This window comes from Escherichia sp. AM3 (genome assembly GCF_032029835.1).
In the GTDB taxonomy this organism is placed as follows: Bacteria; Pseudomonadota; Gammaproteobacteria; order Enterobacterales; family Enterobacteriaceae; genus Escherichia; species Escherichia coli.
On sequence record NZ_JAVUPQ010000036.1, the window covers coordinates 24,093 to 43,734 of the forward strand.

Consider the following 19,642-nt stretch of genomic DNA (forward strand, 5'->3'; position numbering starts at 1 on the left):
ACGCTTACAGCGCCATCAACTTGTCCAGCGACGGTGCGAAATAATAGCCGCCGGTTACCGGTTTGGTGAAACGCAACATCGCATCACGCTTACCATCGGTATCGCCAAACATGCTCAGCAGTTGCTGCTCAATGTTATGCAGACGCGCGCAGTAGGCGCAGAAGTACAGACCGTGAGTGCCACTGGCGGTGCCGTACGGCAGGCTCTGGCGAACAATCTTCAGCCCTTTGCCATCTTCTTTCAGATCAACGCGGGTGAGGTGAGAGGTTTCCGGACGTTCGTCGCCGTCGATCTCTTCGTTATCTTCTTTGGTGCGCCCGATCATCATCTCCTGATCGTGAACGCTCATCCGGTTGAGCTGCTTCAGATTGTGCTCCCAACGCTGCACAAACACATAGCTGCCGCCCGCATCCACGCCGTCTTTGATAACCGCCACTTCGCGGCGCGTCTCTTCACCCGCCGGGTTTTCAGTACCGTCAACGAAGCCGCTCAGGTCACGCTCTTCAACCCAACGGAAGCCGTGGATCTCTTCTTTCACTTCAATGCAGTCACCAAAGGCTTCCATCGCCGCCTGGGCGACAGAGAAGTTTACGTCGTGACGCAGAGAAAGAATGTGGATCAACACATCGAACTGGGTCGTCGGCGCAAGGCCTTTACCGTAGCCCGGAAAATCTTTCAGCTCTTCTGCCCCAACGCCGCCGCTCAGAGCGCGCCAGGTGTTGTTACCAAAGGCAACCACCGCACCAAGATGCGCGTCCGGGAATTTCGCTTCAAAAGTTGCCAGTTTGTCGGCAAATGTTTTACTGGCCGCACGCAGGGCGTCAACTTCCCCTTTCACGTTGGCTTCGATCCAAATCGCCGCGCGGCAATGTTCTGGCAAAATGCCACTCTGAACCTGAGACATTGTTCCTCCTGAAAATAATAATGCCACGCAATCCGTGGCATTGTTGAGCGCTATTTTACGTGTTTTTTCGCGGCGGCGGTTTGTTCAGACGCAAATTAACGCCGCCAGATAATTTTACTGACTTTCCAGTTTTTCAGGGTATCGTCCGAAGGCATTAACCCTTCAGGACCACGCCATTCCCCGCTGAACTGGTAGCTAATATGTTGACTGCCTTCGGCTTTACATTCGACGGCACGATTATCATCACCATCAGCTTTTTGGCAATTGCCAAATGCTTTGCTGTAAAGGTCGCTAAACGGTGTACCGATTTTAACACCGGTGTCAGCAGGAATATCGCTATCCAGCACGTCAATGCGACTGATCGTGCCTTGATCGCCGTTAATCACCATCGCCACGTTGTCGCCCTTCATCACTTCAAAAAAGCGCACCACGTTGCCGTTCGCGGATTTCATTCCGCTGCGCAGGCGATAATCGCCATCAAGCGCATCGGCAATGGCTTGTTCTTGCAGTGGTGTGGACGCCGTTAATTCACCCACGCCCTGCTCGCTCACTTTGGTGGACGATCCAAACCAGTTCCACGGGTTAGCGGCAGACCAGTTAACTGACGACATCGTGGAACAGCCGGTCAGCATCAATGGCATAGCGCATAACATTAAACGCAGCGATTTCATGTCACTTCCTTTGGTTATTCAATAACGTTGCTTGGAGTGCAAATTCACCAAAAAGTGCCGTTATTCTTTTTCTTCATTAAAACAAGCGCGTAAACGTCGATTGGTCAGCAGCCAGATTAACGCCACAATATCCGCCACTACCAGCGCCAGACCGATACCGCTAACGGATTCACCGTTCAGCCACAGCCACGGTTGCCAGCAAAGTAAAACCACCTGCGCCAACAGCAACAGAAAATAGAGTACACGCCAGGTGCGAGGAAACGTAGCCCGCCGACCGCTCAACAAAAACGCCAGCACCGCCGGAATGCCAGGAATCAGCCCCAGCCAGAAATTATCGTGATCGGGATAAAACAGATTTAACAGCGCAGTACCCTGCTCGCGCGACGCACCGGCAATGACAAACAGCACCCAGGTTCGCGCCTGAAGCAATAGCACAAGCCAGAAGAGCAAGGGTAAACGCAGGCGACCGTGCGCATCATAATGGACAGGATGAAACTCAGTACTCTTCATCTTCAATCAAACGCTTACCCAGACTCAGCACGTCGGCGTGTTCATATCCCAGGCGTTCATACATTCCGAGCACCATGTCGTTATCTTCCGGCACGTTGATCTGAATTTTCGGGCAGCCGCGAGCAATCAGCTTTTTCTCCAGCCGGTTAAGCAACGCATTGGCAATTCCACGCCCACGAAACTCTGGATGCACGCCAAGATAATAAGCAGACCCGCGATGCCCGTCATAACCGCCCATCACCGTTCCGACCACTTCACCGTTTACCTCAGCGACCAGAAACAAACTGACGTCATGGTTCATCTTACGCTCGATGTCCATTTCCGGATCGTTCCACGGACGCAGCAAGTCGCAACGCTCCCAAAGGGTGATGACCTCTTCGAAATCTTCCTGGCGAAATACGCGTATCTCCATGGTATTCGTTACCTTTTTGCGGGTTAAAAGGCTGATTATGGCGTGAACGGTCGAATTAGCCAATATCTGACGAAAATCGGTTGAAAAAGTGGCATAATGGGGAGTTGTCAACTATTGAAATGAAAAGTAAAACAATTCTCAACATCAAACCGTCGTAACGGATTACGCGATACGATATAACATCTGGAACTTTATTATTACAACTCAGGCCGTATGAGCACTTTTAAATCACTAAAAACACTCACTTCGCGCCGCCAGGTGCTGAAAGCCGGTTTGGCTGCCCTGACGTTGTCAGGAATGTCGCAAGCCATCGCCAAAGACGAACCTTTAAAAACCAGCAACGGACACAGCAAGCCAAAAGCCAAAAAATCTGGCGGCAAACGTGTCGTTGTTCTCGATCCAGGCCACGGCGGAATTGATACCGGAGCGATCGGACGCAACGGTTCGAAAGAAAAACATGTGGTGCTGGCGATTGCTAAAAACGTCCGTTCCATTTTGCGTAATCATGGGATTGATGCGCGTTTAACGCGTTCTGGCGATACGTTTATCCCACTTTACGATCGCGTTGAAATCGCCCATAAACATGGCGCAGATCTGTTTATGTCAATTCATGCCGATGGCTTTACCAACCCGAAAGCTTCCGGTGCTTCGGTATTTGCCCTCTCTAACCGTGGGGCAAGTAGCGCAATGGCGAAATACCTGTCTGAACGCGAAAACCGCGCCGATGAAGTTGCCGGTAAAAAGGCGACTGACAAGGATCACCTATTGCAGCAAGTGCTGTTTGATCTGGTGCAAACCGATACTATTAAAAACAGCCTGACGCTCGGCTCGCATATTCTGAAAAAGATTAAGCCGGTGCATAAACTGCATAGCCGCAACACCGAACAAGCCGCGTTTGTGGTGTTGAAATCGCCGTCGGTTCCTTCGGTGCTGGTGGAAACCTCGTTTATCACCAACCCGGAAGAAGAGCGGCTGTTAGGCACGGCGGCGTTTCGTCAGAAAATCGCCACAGCGATTGCTGAAGGCGTGATCAGTTATTTCCACTGGTTCGACAACCAGAAAGCACATTCGAAAAAGCGATAAGTTATGAAACCCGACGCACACCAGGTTAAACAGTTTCTGCTCAACCTTCAGGATACGATTTGTCAGCAGCTGACCGCCGTCGATGGCGCAGAATTTGTCGAAGATAGTTGGCAGCGCGAAGCTGGCGGCGGCGGGCGTAGTCGGGTGTTGCGTAATGGTGGTGTTTTCGAACAGGCAGGCGTCAACTTTTCGCATGTCCACGGTGAGGCGATGCCTGCTTCCGCCACCGCTCATCGCCCGGAACTTGCCGGGCGCAGTTTCGAGGCGATGGGCGTTTCACTGGTAGTGCATCCGCATAACCCGTATGTTCCCACCAGCCACGCGAATGTGCGGTTTTTTATTGCCGAAAAACCGGGTGCCGATCCCGTCTGGTGGTTTGGCGGTGGCTTCGACTTAACCCCATTCTATGGTTTTGAAGAAGATGCTATTCACTGGCATCGCACCGCCCGTGACCTGTGCCTGCCATTTGGCGAAGACGTTTATCCCCGTTACAAAAAGTGGTGCGACGAATACTTCTACCTCAAACATCGCAACGAACAGCGCGGTATTGGCGGGCTGTTCTTTGATGACCTGAACACGCCAGATTTCGACCGCTGTTTTGCCTTTATGCAGGCGGTAGGCAAAGGCTACACCGACGCTTATTTACCAATTGTCGAGCGACGGAAAGCGATGGCCTACGGCGAGCGCGAGCGCAATTTCCAGTTATATCGTCGCGGTCGTTATGTCGAGTTCAATCTGGTCTGGGATCGCGGCACGCTGTTTGGCCTGCAAACTGGCGGGCGCACCGAGTCTATCCTGATGTCAATGCCGCCACTGGTACGCTGGGAATATGATTATCAGCCAAAAGATGGCAGCCCAGAAGCGGCGTTAAGTGAGTTTATTAAGGTCAGGGATTGGGTGTAACTCCCTCACCCCCACTCCCGCATCCGCTGATGCAGCGTCAGTGACGGCTTCTCGGAAAACAGCTGCTGGAAATCCGTGGCAAATTGCCCCAGATGCCAGAATCCCCACTGCATGGCGGCGTCTTTTACCGTCATACTTTGCGACCACGGACTTATCAGTTCGCGGCGTACGGCGTTCAGGCGAATGCGTTTCAGCCACGCGTTCGGGCCAATGCCTAAAATAGCGTGAAACGCGTTTTGTAGCGTGCGGCGGCTGACATGCAGTTGATTACACAAATCCAGCACCGTCACCGGTTCGGACATGTTTTCCAGCACATATTCACGGGCGCGGGAAAGCAATCGACGGTAACTCTGATGACTGATGCTTTCCGCCGTCACCATTGGTTGCGCTTCTTCCAGCATGGCCCCCATCGCCATTAGCAAATTATCCCCCAGCACTTTTCGCACTGCAGGCTGATGGAGATTTTCCGGATTCTCGCAAAACGTCGCCAGCGCCTGTTGGACAAAGCCCCACAGCGCGGCTTTATGCTGCTCTTTCACTTCCAGCGCCGACTGGTTACGCAACATATGTAATACCCGATCCGGGTTATGCAAAAAGTTAGCCTGCCGGGTGATGACATCTTCAGAAAGCACCACGCCCAGGATCGTGTAATCATCCGGCGTGCTCAGTTCAAATTCAGTGCCACCAGGGCGGGTGGCGATTTCCGCGCTTCCCAGACATTGCGAACCGATAAATCCCTGCTCACCGCGCGTCGCCGGAATGCCAAACCAGAACGAGTTCGGCCAGACCAGGCACGACTGACGCAGCGCCAGACCGGTGTATTCACGAAAAACCTGAATATCATCGAGTAGAATTTCCGTAAATTCACCATGAAACTTGCCCGGATGCAGCTGATCGTAAATCTGCTGCCAGGCGGTAATCGTTAAAGCATGTTCATAGACATCCGTTGTCTGTCGTTGATGAACATTATCCACTTCGACCTTCGGCGTGAGCTTCAGGTTTTCGGGTAAGGGTTCATGATAAAGATGGTGCAAATTGGCTGTACGGGTCTTTTTCATGATGTTAATGCCGGGTGTTGTAGGACACCCGGCACCTCCGACAGGTTAATGGGGCTTGAGACGATAACGACTACTGCGTTTACGTAACGTCCCGGCAGAAAAGAGCTGTTCGAGCGCATTTCTGGCTTTTTCCAGCGGCCAGCCAAAGTGGGCAGCCACTTCTCCTGCCGTCATTCCCTGACGTACTGATGTTAACAGCGCCAACAACTCGTCAGCAGATTCCGCGACGATAACTGGCGCGTCGGGTTCCCTTACGGGTTGCTTCGGCTGGCGGTTAAAGCCAGTAACCAGCCACTGGGTGTCATCGTCTGGCCGACCGATCTCCTTGCGGCTGATGACACGCCCGGTACGCATCGCGGCAGCACAACCTGCGTCCAGCGCCGCACGACACGCCGCCAGATCGCCTTCCACCACCAGCGTTAAGCGACCAGGGTCAAGCACTTCGTGACTGAGCAGACGAACGTTAGCTGCTTTGAGCATGGCATCCGCTGCATCTATCGCGGCGACCATGCCGTCCACTTCCAGCAATCCCAGTGCATTGATCATCGGCAACCTCCGTTACGCACGCTGGATTGGATTACGCGCGATTTCCAGCACTGCATCGGTAAAGGCGTTACAGGCTGCTTTACACGCGGCCTGGCTACCGGTTAAAAATGCTGCCGAGTAGTTGGTTTCAGACGGTGGCGGGACATAGGTCACCAGCTGTACGTCGGCAGATTTCAACGCTGCATCAATGCCGTAGGTCGCTTCCAGCGGCGGTGCCACCAGATACGCCATCGGATCGCCAAGCGTGATCCCGGCGGTTGATGAGAGATAAGAACCGGTACGCGAAACTACATGTGCCAGGAAGGCGGTGTTTTCTGCGTCATTGGCCCACTGGAAAGCTGCGCCATTTTCAATATGTGCAACCATCGCATCCAGACCGGCACGCACTTCCGCCGGGTTTGGCCCACCAAGCATAATCAGCACTTCACCGGCAGTCGGTGACGGGCCGTGTGCCGCTCCCGCATACAGCGAGCGACCATATACCACTTCGACCATCGCTTGTTTGGTCGCTTCGTCAGCCGCAATGTAGGTGACGTCGTCAGAATCGGCAGAAATCAGCCCGAGGCTACGAATATGCGGCGGCAATTTTAGTTCACGCGCAAATTCAGCGTTAACGGAGGCAATCACCCGCATGGCGGTTACCGACGGTCGAATCAAATCTAAAGCTGGCATGATGCCTCCTTATCGGGTCATGTTGATGCCGGATGCTTTCTGCTCCAGCATACGTTTCGCCAAATCCACAATGACGGCTGCGGCTTCAACCGGCGGCGTGCCGCCCTGGTGAATGTTAGAGATACAGGTGCGATCGGCCTCAACGGTGGTCGCCATACGCGGCGAGTAAACGGCGTAGCAGGAGAGGCTTTCTGACTGCCCTAACCCCGGACGTTCCCCCACCAGCAGGATCACCACTTTCGCGCCGAGGATCTCACCGATCTGATCTTCAATCTTCACGCGACCATAACGAACAAAGAATGGCGTGCCGACTTTCAGCCCGGCCTGTTTCAGGCCCGCCATCAGCGGCGGCAGGATCTCTTCGTAGTTGACGGTGATGGCATCAGTTGACAGGCCATCAGAAATAACGACCTGTACGTCCGGATTAGCAACACACTGTGCTTTCAGCGCTTCAACAGCTTCTGCACACAGGCGGCGGCCCATATCCGGGCGAGTCAGGTAGAGATTTTTGTCGCTAATTTCAGAGCGTACTTCCAGCAAGCCCTGCGCTTTCACCCACTCTTCCGGCACTTCTTTCAGTACGGTATCTTTCGAACGAGAGTGATCGGCCAGGAAACGCAGCAGCGCCTGGGTACGTGGACGCGGACCGGCACGACCGGTACAAACGCGGGCCACGGTGCTGCGGCGCAGTTCTGTTAATACGTCTGCGCGATGCGGGTTTTCAACACCAATCCACGCTTTTGCTTCAGCGGAACCTAAATCCAGCGCACAGCTTTCCGAGGTCACCGGTGCCGCACAGTTGGTGGTGGCGCACTTTGCTTCTGACGGCGCGGGGGCCGTTTGTCCCATTGACGCCATCACGCTGCGTACAATTTCTTCAATCTGTTTTTGATCCATGATGTGTTATCTCCGCGTCATCAGAAGAACAGTGACGGATCGCCCGCCCGTTTGGTCAGGCGACCGTTTGCCATAATGCCCATGCTTTCCAGCCAGCGTTCAAACTCCGGTGACGGACGCAGGTTGAGTAACTGACGCACAGTGGCGGTATCGTGGAATGCGGTGGTCTGGTAGTTGAGCATGATGTCATCACCCAGCGGCATCCCCATGATGTAGTTGCAGCCTGCGGTGGCGAGCAGGATCATCAGGTTTTCGTTGAGGTTCTGGTCAGCGTCAGCGTGGTTGGTGTAGCAGCAGTCACAGCCCATAGAGATGCCGCTCAGCTTGCCCATAAAGTGATCTTCTAAGCCAGCACGGATAATCTGGCGGTCGTTGTAGAGATACTCCGGCCCAATAAAGCCGACCACGGTGTTGACGATAAACGGATCGTAATGACGCGCCAGCCCATAGTTACGTGCTTCCATCGTCACCTGGTCAGCGCCGAAGTTAGCGCCAGCGGATAGCGCAGAGCCTTGTCCGGTTTCGAAGTAGAGGCAGTTTTCCCCGGCGATACGATTGAACTCTGCGCCCACTGCGCGCGCTTCGTCGAGCATCGCCAGTTCCACGCCAAACTCTTTCAGCCCTTTTTCGCTGCCACAGATACTCTGGAAAATCAGTCCGCCAGGCGCGCCGCGACGAATCGCTTCGATCTGGGTGGTGACGTGCGCCAGTACGCAGCCCTGAGTTGGGATGTTGAATTTGTCGATCACGCCATAAATGGTATCCAGCACGCGGCTTAAGTTTTCCACGTCGTCAGTTACCGGGTTAACGCCGATCACCGCATCGCCCACCCCAAAGGAAAGCCCTTCATAGATTTGCGCAGCGATACTTTGCACGTCGTCACGGGTATCGTTCGGCTGCAAACGGGCGCTAAAGGTGCCCGGAATACCGATGGTGGTATTGGCCTTTTTGATTACCGGCATTTTCTTCGCGCCGTAGATCAGGTCCGCGTTGGAGCAAATCTTCGCTACCGCCGCGACCACTTCCGAGGTCAGCCCTTTGCGGGTAAAGGCAATGTCGTCCACGCTGGTTTCATCGCTCAGCACATACTCACGCAGTTCGCTGATGCTCCAGTTTTTAATCTGGTTGTAGGCCGTTTCGTTAACGTCGTCCTGAATCAGCCGCGTCACGCAGTCATCTTCATAGGCAATCACCGGATTATTGCGGATGTCCGCTACGGTCATTTCCGACAACACCTGCTTTGCCGCCACGCGCTCCTGTGAGCTTGCCGCTGCAACGCCCGCCAGCACATCCCCCGAACGCAGTTCGTTGGCTTTAGCCAGCACCTCTTTTACATCCTTAAACTGATATACATTGCCGAACAATGTGGTCTTTAGTTTCATAAGTCGTTCCCTCAGGAAGGAAATGCGAGTGATTTCACCGTCACCGGCACAACCGATCCGCCAAAAAGAGGCGTACCAATGTCGATATAGTCCCCCGCGCGGACAATCACTTCGTCAATGACTGCCAACGGGAGTTGTTGTAGCTGTGGGCGCAACAACATGCCCAGAGCTTTACCAAAGTCCTGCCCGGCCACCACCAGCAGGGGATGCGGATTCGGAAAACGCGCGACGAAATCGACCAGCGCGTTGATGACCGTCAGTACCGCGGCGTAACGCACAGGCAGCGAGGCGGGAAGCGCCAGCACGTACGCGTCAGTTTTGGGATCAAGATCCAGCTGAAGCAGCGCCTGTTGCCAGGCACTCACCAGATCCGTTTCATCAATCGGGATCGCCACCGGCAAATTGCGCAGCGGCAGTTGTACTGCCCTCCAGCCAGATTGTGCTGCCAGAGAGCGAAAGGGTATGTGCACCCGCGCCAATCACCGTGGCGCGTACGGTTTGCGCCGGAAACTGCACATTCATCTCACGCAGGCGCGGATGGTCATGCAGCGCCGTTGCCAGAAGTGGGCCAATATCGGCAAAACAGAACGGGTCGGCGGGCTGGTGGCGATAACATTCGCCCACGCCTCCAGAAAGCGTAATGATTTCGGGCGTAACACCTGCGGGCAGCAAACCGGTTTGCATCAATGCCTGCGCGAGCGGCGAAAGCGTTCCGTCAATCACTTCGACAATCAGCGCCGCCATCCGCCGGGTAACCTGCACCAGCTGCGCGCCGGTCAGCGAACGGGCGTCAGTGCCTGCACCGAAGCACTCATCCACAATCATCTGCCCCGGTTTATGAGCGTAAACCACGCGCCCCTGGCTGTCGGTTTCCAGCAGGCGACCACCGACGTTGAGACAGGCAGTGCCGCTGATTTTTCCGGCATCGAACAGGGCGTAGTTCGCGGTGCCACCGCCGATGTCGATATTCAGTACCCGACACAGCCGTTGTTCAGAAAGGGTTTGCGCCCCGGCTCCGTGACCGGCGATCACGGATTCGAGGTGCGGCCCGGCGCTGGCGACGACAAAATCGCCCAGCGACTGAGAGAGCGCCATCACCGCCGGGCGAGCATTGCGGGTTTTCGCGCTTTCACCGGTGATGATGATGGCACCAGAATCAACGCTTTCCGGCGCAATGCCCGCAGCCTGATATTGCTCTAAAATCAGCGATTTCAGTTCCGCTTCTTTTAAACCACCCTGTTTATCGACAGGGGTAAAGAACACCGGGCTTTGCCAGCTAATTTCGCGTTTGATGAATTCGTAGCGCGGCACCTGCGACACCGCCGCACGGTTAACCAGCTCCAGGTGGGAGAAAATCACCTGGGTGGTGGTGGTGCCGATATCGATACCGACGCTCAATAGCTGGCGAGTGTTCACGATTGTGCCTCCGCTTCGGTTTTAGTCGCGGTCGCGTCTTCTTTTGGCACCAGCATCATCGCCACGCCAATCGCCGTTACGCCGCCGATCAACTTGCCGACAATCATCGGGAAGATCATGGCGTTCATGTTGGCAGCGGCGAAGCCTAAGTGGTCGCCCAGGGCGAAAGCAGCGGAAACGGCGAAGGCGCAGTTGATGACTTTGCCGCGGGTATCCATCTGCTTCATCATGCCGAACATCGGGATGTTGTTGGCAAGCGTTGCCACCATGCCGGCTGCCGCGATGTTGTTCATATTCAGTACTTTACCGACGCTCATCAGCGGTTTTTCAAACCAGCGAGTCAGCAGCAGCACCATCGGATACGCCCCTAACAGAACGCAGGAGATAGAACCGATAACTTCAATGGCGCGCATCACCTCACCGGGTTTATCGCCAGGGGCCATAAAGATAGGATCCAGACCGGGGATCAGTTCCCAGCCAAGCAGGAATTTCACTACCGCAGCGGCAAGACCGAGGGTGATCAATGCAACGAGGAATTTGGCGAAGATCTGGAAGCCGTTGATCATTTTTTCCGGGATGAATTTCAGCCCCAGCGCCACCAGAATCGCAACAATGATCACCGGGATCATGTTCATCAGGATCAGGGCGAAAGTGAATTCCACCGGCTGGCCGTTGATCTGCACACCGGAGTACATAGCAACCAGACCACCAGCGATACAACCAATCGGAATGGTCACAATGCCCGCCAGCACGCCGAGCGCCAGATAACGACGGTCAGAAGGTTCGATAATGCCGAGCGCCACCGGAATGGAAAACACAATCGTTGGCCCCATCATCGACCCGAGAATTAACCCAGAGTATAGCCACGCGGCTACGTCGCCGCCCGCCAGCTCTTTGGCGAGGAAGAAGCCGCCCATATCGCACGCCAGCAGTGTTCCGGCGAACATCGATGGGTTAGCGCCGAGCATTTCGTAAACCGGAATAATTACCGGCCCGAGAACGTGAGCCAGTACCGGTGCCAGCGCGGTCATACCGACCATCGCCAGGCCCAGTGCGCCCATTGCCATAAAGCCTTCTTCGAACTGACCGCCTGATCCTTCGATACTTTTACCGAACTTACCGAGGAAACGAGCAGAACCGCCGAACTGCGACAGGATCCTGTCTACGGCAGCTATCAGCATAAAGAACATCATGATGTACATGATGATTTCGTTAATTCCCATCGCCTTTACTCCCTGTTAGTTGTTATTTATTGGCGGATGCGGCGTAAACGCCTTATCCGCCCTACATGTGCAATCCCGTAGGCTGGATAAGACGCGGCAAGCGTCGCATCCGGCAATTGCACCGCGCCACTGGCGGATGCGGCGTGAACGCCTTATCCGCCCTACATGTGCAATCCCGTAGGCTGGATAAGATGCGGCAAGCGTCGCATCCGGCATTTATTGCGCCGCTGCGTACAGGCCGACAATCTGCTCCAGGCTGGCGGTACGCGGGTTACTGCGCAGACAAATATCTTCCAGCGCGGCCTGCGCCCATGCGCCGTAATGCGCAGATGTCGCACCAACATCGCCCAGTCGTTTACCAATCCCAACTTCCGCAATCAGCTCACTTACCGCGTTAATAGCGTCACGATCGTCGGATTTTTTAGTTCGCAGTGCCCGACCAATCTGACTAAAGCGTTCACGACAAACCATCCGGTTAAATTCCATCACCGTTGGCAGCAACATGGCGTTCGCGAGACCGTGCGGAATATGCAGCGCCGCGCCCGGCTGATGCGCCATCGCGTGGCACAACCCAAGACCCGCACTGGAAAACGCCATTCCCGCCATACATGAAGCCAGTAACATGCTCTCGCGCGCGGCAAGGTCGTGACCGTAGCCCACCGCTTTCGGCAGCGATTTGCCAATCATCGCAATGGCACCAATCGCCAGGCTGTCGGTAAACGGTGTAGCGTTCAGGGCGCTGTATGCTTCAATGGCATGGGTTAACGCATCAATGCCGGTCATCGCCGTGACATGCGACGGCACACCTTCGGTCAATGCGGCGTCGAGGATCGCCACATCCGGCATCAGCGAGGCATGGGCTAACACCTGCTTGCGCCCGCTCACCGCGTCGATAATCACCGTTACATTGGTGGTTTCAGAGCCGGTTCCGGCGGTCGTTGGAATGGCAATCAGCGGCAAGCGCGGTTGCAGAACGCTGGTTTCTGACATCTCTGCCAGCGTGCTATCGGGGTTCGTCACCAGCAACGCCACGGCTTTCGCCGCATCCAGCACCGAGCCGCCGCCAAATGCGATCACCCCATCACAGCCTGACTCACGCAACTGCGCCACGGCTGCACACACGTCGGTAATGCACGGTTCGCCCACCGGACATGGCCAGAGCGTCATGGCGATGCCTTTAACAGCCAGGCTGCGCGTCAGCCCGGCGGTCATCCCCGCCTGATGCAAAAAGCTGTCTGCCATCACGAACAGATGTTTCAGCCCACGCGTTTGCGCTTGCTGCCCGCAACTGCTCACCGCGCCCGGACCGCAAAGCGTCACCGGTGGAACGCTAAATGTTTTTACCCGTTGCAGATTCAGGGTATCGAACGCCTGAAAGAGCGCGGTCTGCAATTCATTTTGCATATAGCCCCTCCGCTTTCTCTCGCCCACTACTGGCGATCGCCAGCGGGGTCATAAACAAACTGTGCTGCGGTAAATGCACCTGTAACGCCGGGAATTGTTTGCGAAACAGTTCCGCCACGCCCGGTTGCAAACAAGAGCCGCCCGCCAGCCATAAATCAGTAATGCCCTGCCCTTCAATATGCCGGGCGACAATGTCCGCCATTTTTTCGTACACCGGTTTCACCGCAGGCCAAATCTCTTCACCGTGACCGCGCTTGTACTGCTCCGCCTCTTCCAGCGAAATACGGCGATTTCCGGCGAGAGTCAGAGAGATGTGATGTCCGCCGGTGGCTTCATCCGCCGAGTACGTCACCTTGCCCTTTTTCACGATGGCAATGCCGGTAGTGCCGCCGCCGATATCCACTACACCGGCGTTGTCCAGTTGCAGCAGATCCGCAACTGCGGTTGGCTCATCCAGCACATGGCTCACTTCCAGCCCGGCAGATTCCAGCACGTTGATGGAAATACGCGGGTCCGTACCTGGAGGAAATGAAGTCGCCGCATGGCTAAAACGAAGACCGAATTGCTGCTCAAGAGTGTCGAGATGGCGACGAACAATGGTGACCGCACCGAAGAAATCCCAGACGATGCCGTCGCGGACCACATCGGCCCAGTCGAGGCATACCGCCACCGGCTGACCGTCGCGGTCAACAACCATCGACACCACATCACAGGTGCCCAGATCCACCCCCAGCCACAGCGGAGATTCCGTCGCGGCGGGCGTCTGGTTACACAGCGTTGCCGCCGTTTGCAGACGTGGGGTGAGCCATTGTTCGTCGTGCGCCATCTGTTACTCCTTAAACAATGCGAAACGCATCGACTAATACACAGCGACGCAGACGGACAAACGTACGCGCGCTGGTTACCCCTTCACCGGTTGGCGTGGTGATGGTCATGGTGGTCCAGCCTTCCCCGCCCAGCCCCAGCCCGGCAATGCACGGTCCGTTCTTAACGAAAATGCTGGTATCAATAGCATTCGCCATCTGGTTCATGTTTTCGATGTTGCGCGAGTGCATTGCCGCCGTGTGGTGGCAACCGCCTTCCAGTTTCACCGCCAGCGCAATGGCATCCGCCACGTTGGCGACGCGCACGACGGGCAGCACCGGCATCATCAGTTCGGTCACGGCAAACGGATGTTCTGCAGTGGTTTCCACAAACAGCAAACGCGTTTCTTGCGGCACGTTCAGGCCGATTGCCGCCGCGATTTTCGCCGCATCGCGACCAACCCAGTCACGGCTGACGGTGCCTTTTCCGCGCTCGTCGATATTTTTCAGCAACACCGGTTGCAGCTGCTGCGCCTGTTCTGCGGTCAGTTTCACCGCGTGCTGGCCTTCCATCAGACGCATCAGTTCATCGGCTACGCTATCAACAACAATCAGTACCTTTTCGTCGGCACAAATGATGTTGTTATCGAAAGAAGCGCCTTTGACGATGGACTGAGCGGCACGGGCGAGGTCGGCGGTTTCATCCACCACTACCGGCGGGTTGCCAGCGCCTGCGGCAATCAGACGTTTATTGGTGTGTTTACGCGCCGCTTCTACTACCGCTTCGCCGCCGGTCACCACCAGAAGGCCGATGCCCGGAAACTTGAACAAACGCTGCGCGGTTTCGATATCCGGATTTGCCACAGTAACCAGTAAGTTTTCCGGCCCGCCTGCGGCAACAATCGCCTGGTTGAGCAGCGTGATCGCCCGCTGGGAGACTTTTTTCGCCGCCGGATGCGGGGCAAAAATGACGCTGTTGCCCGCGGCAATCAGGCTGATGGCGTTATTAATTACGGTTGCCGCCGGGTTAGTGGACGGAGTTACCGAAGCCACCACGCCCCAGGGCGCGTTTTCAATTAAAGTCAGGCCGTTGTCGCCGGTCAGCACCTGCGGAGAGAGACACTCAACGCCTGGCGTGCCGCGCGCCTGAGCGACGTTTTTGGCAAATTTATCTTCAACGCGGCCCATGCCGGTTTCACTGACGGCAAGTTCCGCTAAATCTCTGGCGTGTTTTTCGCCTGCCTCACGAATGGCAGCAATGGCTAACTGGCGCATTGCCACGCTTTTTAACCCTTGCTGGGCGACTTTGGCTGCCGCAACGGCGTCATCCAGGGACGCGAAAACGCCCATCTCATGAACGGCGGCGGGCGGCGTGTCACTGCTTTGCATTTTCAGCAGTACCGCTTTCACCACCTGTTCAATATCCTGTTGATTCATGATGTTCTGCCTTATTTGTGGAAAATTACCTGACCGCCAGACACCACCTCATCGACAATGCCAATCACGCACAGATCGACCGGTGACGTTTCGCTTTTATGCGCCTGGCGGGCGGAACTGCCACTCACCAGTAACACCCACTCCCCGGTTCCCGCGCCAATATTGTCGATGGCGACGGCGCATTGCCCGTCAGGATTACCTTGTGGATCAATCATTTCCACCATCAGCAATTTGTCATGCGCCAGTCCGTGATGGCGTACGGTACAAACAATTTGTCCAGTGACGACTGCCAGTTTCATACCCGCCTCCGTGGCGTATTTCAGGTAAAAGCTCCCCCTACCCTCCGCAGAAGGTAAAATGAAAAAGGAGAGAGCGTGACGCCCGAATCGACGTCACACAGGGTGATTACAGGTTGCTGCTATCGCCTTTCAGGCCGATCGGGAAGACTTCTTCCAGGTCGCCGTGCGGACGCGGGATAACGTGTACAGATACCAGCTCGCCGATACGCTGTGCCGCTGCGGCACCTGCATCGGTCGCGGCTTTACAGGCTGCAACATCACCACGAACCATGGCAGTACACAGGCCGCCGCCAATCTGCTTAACACCAACCAGCTTGACGCGCGCAGCTTTCACCATCGCGTCAGAAGCCTCAATCAGTGCAACCAGGCCCCGGGTTTCGATCATTCCTAATGCTTCCATTGTGCTTTCCTCTTTATCAGGGTCCAGAACGGGACCGTTCATTCAACCAGTGTTTGTAAACTGCTTTCGCGGTTCACTTCTGTCTGACGCGGCACAGCTGCCACCAGCGCCAGCTCGATAATTTCCTGCACGCTACAACCACGAGAGAGATCGTGCATCGGCGCGGCAAGTCCTTGTATCAGTGGCCCGACGGCACGATATCCGCCGAGTCGTTGTGCGATTTTGTAACCAATATTTCCGGCTTCCAGCGACGGAAAAACCATCACATTGGCCTTGCCCTGTAGCGGGCTGGCAGGCGCTTTTTGCGCCGCCACTTCCGGCACGAAGGCGGCGTCAAACTGTAACTCGCCATCCACCACCAGCTTTGGTGCGCGCTCACGGACGATTTCTGTCGCCTGCTGGACGTTAGCAACACAGGGGTGACGGGCGCTACCATTGCTGGAAAACGACAGCATCGCCACGCGCGGCTCTTCTCCGGTGATGGCGCGCCAGGTTTCGGCACTGGCAAGCGCGATATCCGCCAGCTGCGCCGCCGTCGGCTGTGGCACCACGCTGCAATCGGCAAAGCCCAACGCCGGGCCGCTGTACTGTGGCAACATCAGGAAAATGGAAGAGAGCGTTTTACAGCCTGGCTGCAAGCCGATAATGCGTAATCCGGCACGCAGCACATTTGCCGTGGAAGAGAGGTTGCCCGCGATACAGACATCCGCTTTACCGGCGCTGACCATTGCTGCGGCGAACATCAGAGGGTCGGTAAGTTTTTCCAGCGCATCCGGCGGCGTTTTTTCGCCCGCGCGGGCCAGCCAGCGATGAGCAAATTCTTCCCGCATTGCGAGGTTGCCATGCGGATCAATCACCTGTAGCCCGTCCATCGCCACGCCGTGACTGAGCGCAAACTGACGAAGTTCAAACGGATTGGCGACCAGAATGGGCGTTGCCAGACCTTGTTGATGTAAATATTGCGCGGCTTTCAGCACACGTTGGTCTAACGCATCCGGAAAAACCACTCTGGCGGGCGCTCGCAACGCCAGTTCACGACAACGTTCAATAATCATTGCGTTTCCCCCAGTCGTTGTTGGATCTGCTTCACCGTTAGCGGCTGCTTCGTTACGCTCAGGATCATCATCACGTAGACCGTGCTCGAAAGGCGGTTCAGCGCCTGCAAAATGTCCGGGCGTAATACTTCAAAGCTGCGGGTGATAAAGACCTGCGCCGCTACGGTTTCGGTTTCCCGCACTTTGGTGCGTAGCAGATTGAGCAACGCAGCATCGCGCCCGTGGCTGGCTTCCGGCACCAGATGATCGTGGTCGAGATAGCGCAGCGGCTGATGAGAAAGCCGATGCAGATCTTCGTCAGAAAGCCCGACAATCGCCTGGCAGCCCAGCGGTTCCCCCAGCGCATCGGCGCGCATAATGTTGCCAAGACGCGAACGGATATCCGCCAGCCACGGCTGCCACGGTTCCGCCAGTTCAATTTGCAGCCACACTGCCAGCGCAATGGTGCTGTCGAGAACCGCGCGAAAACCCAGACGCGGATCGCTTTTGGCGACCATTTTTTCCGCCGACAGGTGAGTCAGCGTATCCGGCTTTTTTGCCACCGGCTGGCGACACAGTTCGCAGCACGCCTGCGGATGTTCATCGCTACTGGTCAGCCCATGAACGGGCTGCGGCTGCTGCTGTTCATCGTCAACAAACAGGCGGCCCTGCTCGTCAATAAACTTGATGCGCAGATGGCGGCTTTCCAGCAACTCCCGGGCAGAGGGCGTCAGGCGACTGTCCGCAGGGAGATGGATCTCTGCGCCTTCGCTGAGCGTATGGTTCGCTCTTAGCCATGCTTCGGTGATGAAATCTTTCATAGGGATTGCCAGTTAGCCGGCCAGGCGACATACAGGAATTTCACGCTGGATGTCGTACCAAATTCGATGCTGGAGCCTTTCGGGATAAACATCACGTCGCCTGCTTTGGCGATCATGGTTTGGCCTTCGTGGCGAACATGCAGCTCCCCTTCCAGCACCATGTCGATTTCGTCGTAGTTCAGGGTCCACGGGAAGAATGCGTTCTCCCACTGCATAAAACCGGCGGCCATGCTGCTGCCGTCGTCTCCGGTCACAAGATCAGTCAAGCCCACGCAATGCGGCTCTGCGCCGTCGAAACGACCAAACTTGACGCTACTGCCATCAATCACTTTGATGCCGCCTTTGCCGGTCACCGATTTGAAGCTCGGCTGCATTGCGCCCTGCTCCAGCGACTGTTTTTCCTTCATCACTTTTTCCATCAGCTGTGCGACCAGGCTTTCGGTAAACTGGCCTTCCGGCAGCTGGGCAATGATGGTTTCGCGGATGCGCTGGCTTTCGGTTTTGTCGGCTGGCACGCTGGCGGGCACGGACGCCGTTACCGGGATCGATTCATCACATTCGGTGATGGTAAAACCCAGTAGATCCGCCACTTCACGGGCTTCCGGGGTAATAATGCTGGCGCGCAGAACCACGGACATTGCCTGTTCGCCGCGCGCGTGTGCTTCACGAATATCATTCGCTGTGATGAGTTTTTTCACCTGCTTCCTCCTGTTTGGTGAGAGATGCCAGATAATCCACCAGTTGCTGCACGCTTTGCGGGTCGTGGCTGTTTAGCTCGAAAATCGGCTCTTCGAAACCCGTCTCAAGCAATAACTTTCGCGTTGCGGCGACGTCAGCATCTGGCATGTCCGTTTTACTGATGACGGCGATTTGCCGTTTGCTGACGCCAATATCCAGCAACCCGGCAGGCAACCGACTTTCCGGGTCATTTGCGCCATGGACATAGATCAGCATGTCTACATCCTGTAGCGTGGTAATTAAGGCGTGATACCAGCGGGGATGGTTAAAATATTCACCCGGCGTATCAATATCGCCCTTATCATTAAATTCCACGGCCTGTGTTTTTCTGGCGAGGGTATAATTCCCCTGCAACGCATTAAATAACGTTGTTTTTCCTGCCCCGACGCTACCCACAAACGCAATTCGTTTCATGAATGCCTCGTATTAACTTTTGGTCATTTCACAAAGCGTATAATTTAATAAGCGACCTAAACCGCTGACGGTTTGTGATAACGCTTCTTCTACTGCGCCCACCGAGCCATAAATCACCAATGCACCGCTGAATCGGTCGAGAAAACCGATATGCACATCAGCGGCTTTCAGCGCTAAATCACCGGCGATCATCGCCGTTTCGCCGGGAGTTAGCGTCATAATGCCAATTGCGCCCGCATCCGGAACGCCGATTTTCTTCGCCAGTTCCTCACCGGGATGCGCGATGAGATGCGCCAGTGTGACCTGTTTGCCGGGCACAAATTCCTGAATGATGCGTTCTTTATCCATGAGTCGCCGCCTGTGAAAAACTTTCGTGTATCGTGACAATTTTTCGTCAGAGTAAATAACAAAATTCGGCAAGCGCGTTTAAAAGGTGAGGTAGATCACTAAGAATGGAGAGATATTCGCTGTGGTGCATAAACTTTCATATGCAACGCATGAATATAAATAAAATAATATCGAGATATTATATAGACTGCTTTGGTGATGCTGCCAACTTACTGATTTAGTGTATGATGGTGTTTTTGAGGTGCTCCAGTGGCTTCTGTTTCTATC

General features: G+C 55.4%; 22 protein-coding genes and 1 pseudogene. 2 read left to right on the plus strand and 21 right to left on the minus strand.

Annotated elements, in window-relative coordinates:
- Window positions 1–4 precede the first annotated feature (4 nt).
- From yfeX to RTW80_RS14135, 4 genes are all read right to left on the minus strand, one after another.
- Window positions 5–904 (minus strand): porphyrinogen peroxidase, encoded by a 900-nt coding sequence (yfeX, locus tag RTW80_RS14120; RefSeq protein ID WP_001295462.1) that lies wholly within the window; start codon window positions 902–904, stop codon window positions 5–7.
- A gap of 95 nt (window positions 905–999) precedes the next feature.
- Window positions 1,000–1,575: an RpoE-regulated lipoprotein gene (locus RTW80_RS14125; protein ID WP_000838936.1), complete on the minus strand. Its 576-nt coding sequence runs from the start codon at window positions 1,573–1,575 to the stop codon at window positions 1,000–1,002.
- Between the two features lie 60 nt (window positions 1,576–1,635).
- Complete coding sequence (locus tag RTW80_RS14130) at window positions 1,636–2,085, minus strand: DUF2919 domain-containing protein (protein ID WP_001300381.1); 450 nt, start codon at window positions 2,083–2,085, stop codon at window positions 1,636–1,638.
- Window positions 2,072–2,497 (minus strand): GNAT family acetyltransferase, encoded by a 426-nt coding sequence (locus RTW80_RS14135; protein ID WP_000406000.1) that lies wholly within the window; start codon window positions 2,495–2,497, stop codon window positions 2,072–2,074. Before RTW80_RS14135 ends, RTW80_RS14130 begins: the two co-directional genes overlap by 14 nt.
- 213 nt (window positions 2,498–2,710) lie before the next feature.
- On the opposite strand from RTW80_RS14135, the gene amiA reads away from it, so the two are divergent.
- Together amiA and hemF are read left to right on the plus strand one after the other, a co-directional pair.
- On the plus strand, window positions 2,711–3,580 hold the full coding sequence (amiA, locus tag RTW80_RS14140; RefSeq protein ID WP_000102936.1) for an N-acetylmuramoyl-L-alanine amidase AmiA: 870 nt from the start codon (window positions 2,711–2,713) through the stop codon (window positions 3,578–3,580).
- A 3-nt stretch (window positions 3,581–3,583) separates the two neighbouring features.
- Window positions 3,584–4,483, plus strand: a complete 900-nt coding sequence (gene hemF / locus RTW80_RS14145) for an oxygen-dependent coproporphyrinogen oxidase (RefSeq protein WP_000801365.1) — start codon at window positions 3,584–3,586, stop codon at window positions 4,481–4,483.
- Window positions 4,484–4,488: 5 nt separating this feature from the next.
- Here the strand turns inward: hemF and eutR are convergent, their stop codons facing one another.
- The 17 genes and pseudogenes from eutR to eutS all read right to left on the minus strand — a co-directional run bounded on the left by eutR (window position 4,489) and on the right by eutS (window position 19,375).
- On the minus strand, window positions 4,489–5,541 hold the full coding sequence (gene eutR, locus RTW80_RS14150) for an HTH-type transcriptional regulator EutR (RefSeq protein WP_063119305.1): 1,053 nt from the start codon (window positions 5,539–5,541) through the stop codon (window positions 4,489–4,491).
- Window positions 5,542–5,586: 45 nt separating this feature from the next.
- Window positions 5,587–6,087, minus strand: a complete 501-nt coding sequence (gene eutK / locus RTW80_RS14155; RefSeq protein WP_000606257.1) for an ethanolamine utilization microcompartment protein EutK — start codon at window positions 6,085–6,087, stop codon at window positions 5,587–5,589.
- A 12-nt stretch (window positions 6,088–6,099) separates the two neighbouring features.
- On the minus strand, window positions 6,100–6,759 hold the full coding sequence (gene eutL, locus RTW80_RS14160) for an ethanolamine utilization microcompartment protein EutL (RefSeq protein ID WP_001111038.1): 660 nt from the start codon (window positions 6,757–6,759) through the stop codon (window positions 6,100–6,102).
- A gap of 9 nt (window positions 6,760–6,768) precedes the next feature.
- Complete coding sequence (eutC, locus tag RTW80_RS14165; protein ID WP_000372364.1) at window positions 6,769–7,656, minus strand: ethanolamine ammonia-lyase subunit beta; 888 nt, start codon at window positions 7,654–7,656, stop codon at window positions 6,769–6,771.
- A 20-nt stretch (window positions 7,657–7,676) separates the two neighbouring features.
- Window positions 7,677–9,038 (minus strand): ethanolamine ammonia-lyase subunit alpha, encoded by a 1,362-nt coding sequence (gene eutB, locus RTW80_RS14170; protein WP_000769961.1) that lies wholly within the window; start codon window positions 9,036–9,038, stop codon window positions 7,677–7,679.
- A gap of 11 nt (window positions 9,039–9,049) precedes the next feature.
- Window positions 9,050–10,454, minus strand: a pseudogene (eutA, locus tag RTW80_RS14175) (ethanolamine ammonia-lyase reactivating factor EutA).
- Window positions 10,451–11,677: an ethanolamine utilization protein EutH gene (gene eutH / locus RTW80_RS14180; protein ID WP_000512372.1), complete on the minus strand. Its 1,227-nt coding sequence runs from the start codon at window positions 11,675–11,677 to the stop codon at window positions 10,451–10,453. Before eutH ends, eutA begins: the two are co-directional and overlap by 4 nt.
- Window positions 11,678–11,893: 216 nt before the next feature.
- Window positions 11,894–13,081, minus strand: coding sequence for an ethanolamine utilization ethanol dehydrogenase EutG (gene eutG, locus RTW80_RS14185; protein ID WP_001300552.1), 1,188 nt, complete (start codon window positions 13,079–13,081; stop codon window positions 11,894–11,896).
- Window positions 13,071–13,907, minus strand: coding sequence for an ethanolamine utilization protein EutJ (gene eutJ / locus RTW80_RS14190; RefSeq protein ID WP_000929711.1), 837 nt, complete (start codon window positions 13,905–13,907; stop codon window positions 13,071–13,073). Before eutJ ends, eutG begins: the two co-directional genes overlap by 11 nt.
- 10 nt (window positions 13,908–13,917) lie before the next feature.
- Window positions 13,918–15,321, minus strand: coding sequence for an aldehyde dehydrogenase family protein (locus RTW80_RS14195; protein ID WP_001075690.1), 1,404 nt, complete (start codon window positions 15,319–15,321; stop codon window positions 13,918–13,920).
- An 11-nt stretch (window positions 15,322–15,332) separates the two neighbouring features.
- A complete protein-coding gene (gene eutN / locus RTW80_RS14200; protein WP_000762196.1) occupies window positions 15,333–15,620 on the minus strand; it encodes an ethanolamine utilization microcompartment protein EutN in 288 nt (95 codons plus the stop codon).
- Window positions 15,621–15,726: 106 nt separating this feature from the next.
- Complete coding sequence (eutM, locus tag RTW80_RS14205; protein ID WP_000387713.1) at window positions 15,727–16,020, minus strand: ethanolamine utilization microcompartment protein EutM; 294 nt, start codon at window positions 16,018–16,020, stop codon at window positions 15,727–15,729.
- A 38-nt stretch (window positions 16,021–16,058) separates the two neighbouring features.
- The gene (pta, locus tag RTW80_RS14210; RefSeq protein ID WP_000582977.1) at window positions 16,059–17,075 is read right to left on the minus strand and encodes a phosphate acetyltransferase; all 1,017 of its coding nucleotides are present in this window, start codon (window positions 17,073–17,075) and stop codon (window positions 16,059–16,061) included.
- Window positions 17,072–17,875, minus strand: coding sequence for an ethanolamine utilization cob(I)yrinic acid a,c-diamide adenosyltransferase EutT (eutT, locus tag RTW80_RS14215; RefSeq protein WP_000651298.1), 804 nt, complete (start codon window positions 17,873–17,875; stop codon window positions 17,072–17,074). The genes pta and eutT overlap by 4 nt, the downstream gene beginning before the upstream one ends.
- Complete coding sequence (eutQ, locus tag RTW80_RS14220; protein ID WP_000733906.1) at window positions 17,872–18,573, minus strand: ethanolamine utilization acetate kinase EutQ; 702 nt, start codon at window positions 18,571–18,573, stop codon at window positions 17,872–17,874. Before eutQ ends, eutT begins: the two co-directional genes overlap by 4 nt.
- Window positions 18,548–19,027, minus strand: coding sequence for an ethanolamine utilization acetate kinase EutP (gene eutP, locus RTW80_RS14225; RefSeq protein ID WP_000820762.1), 480 nt, complete (start codon window positions 19,025–19,027; stop codon window positions 18,548–18,550). Before eutP ends, eutQ begins: the two co-directional genes overlap by 26 nt.
- Window positions 19,028–19,039: 12 nt before the next feature.
- A complete protein-coding gene (eutS, locus tag RTW80_RS14230) occupies window positions 19,040–19,375 on the minus strand; it encodes an ethanolamine utilization microcompartment protein EutS (protein ID WP_000356956.1) in 336 nt (111 codons plus the stop codon).
- Window positions 19,376–19,642: the final 267 nt, after the last annotated feature.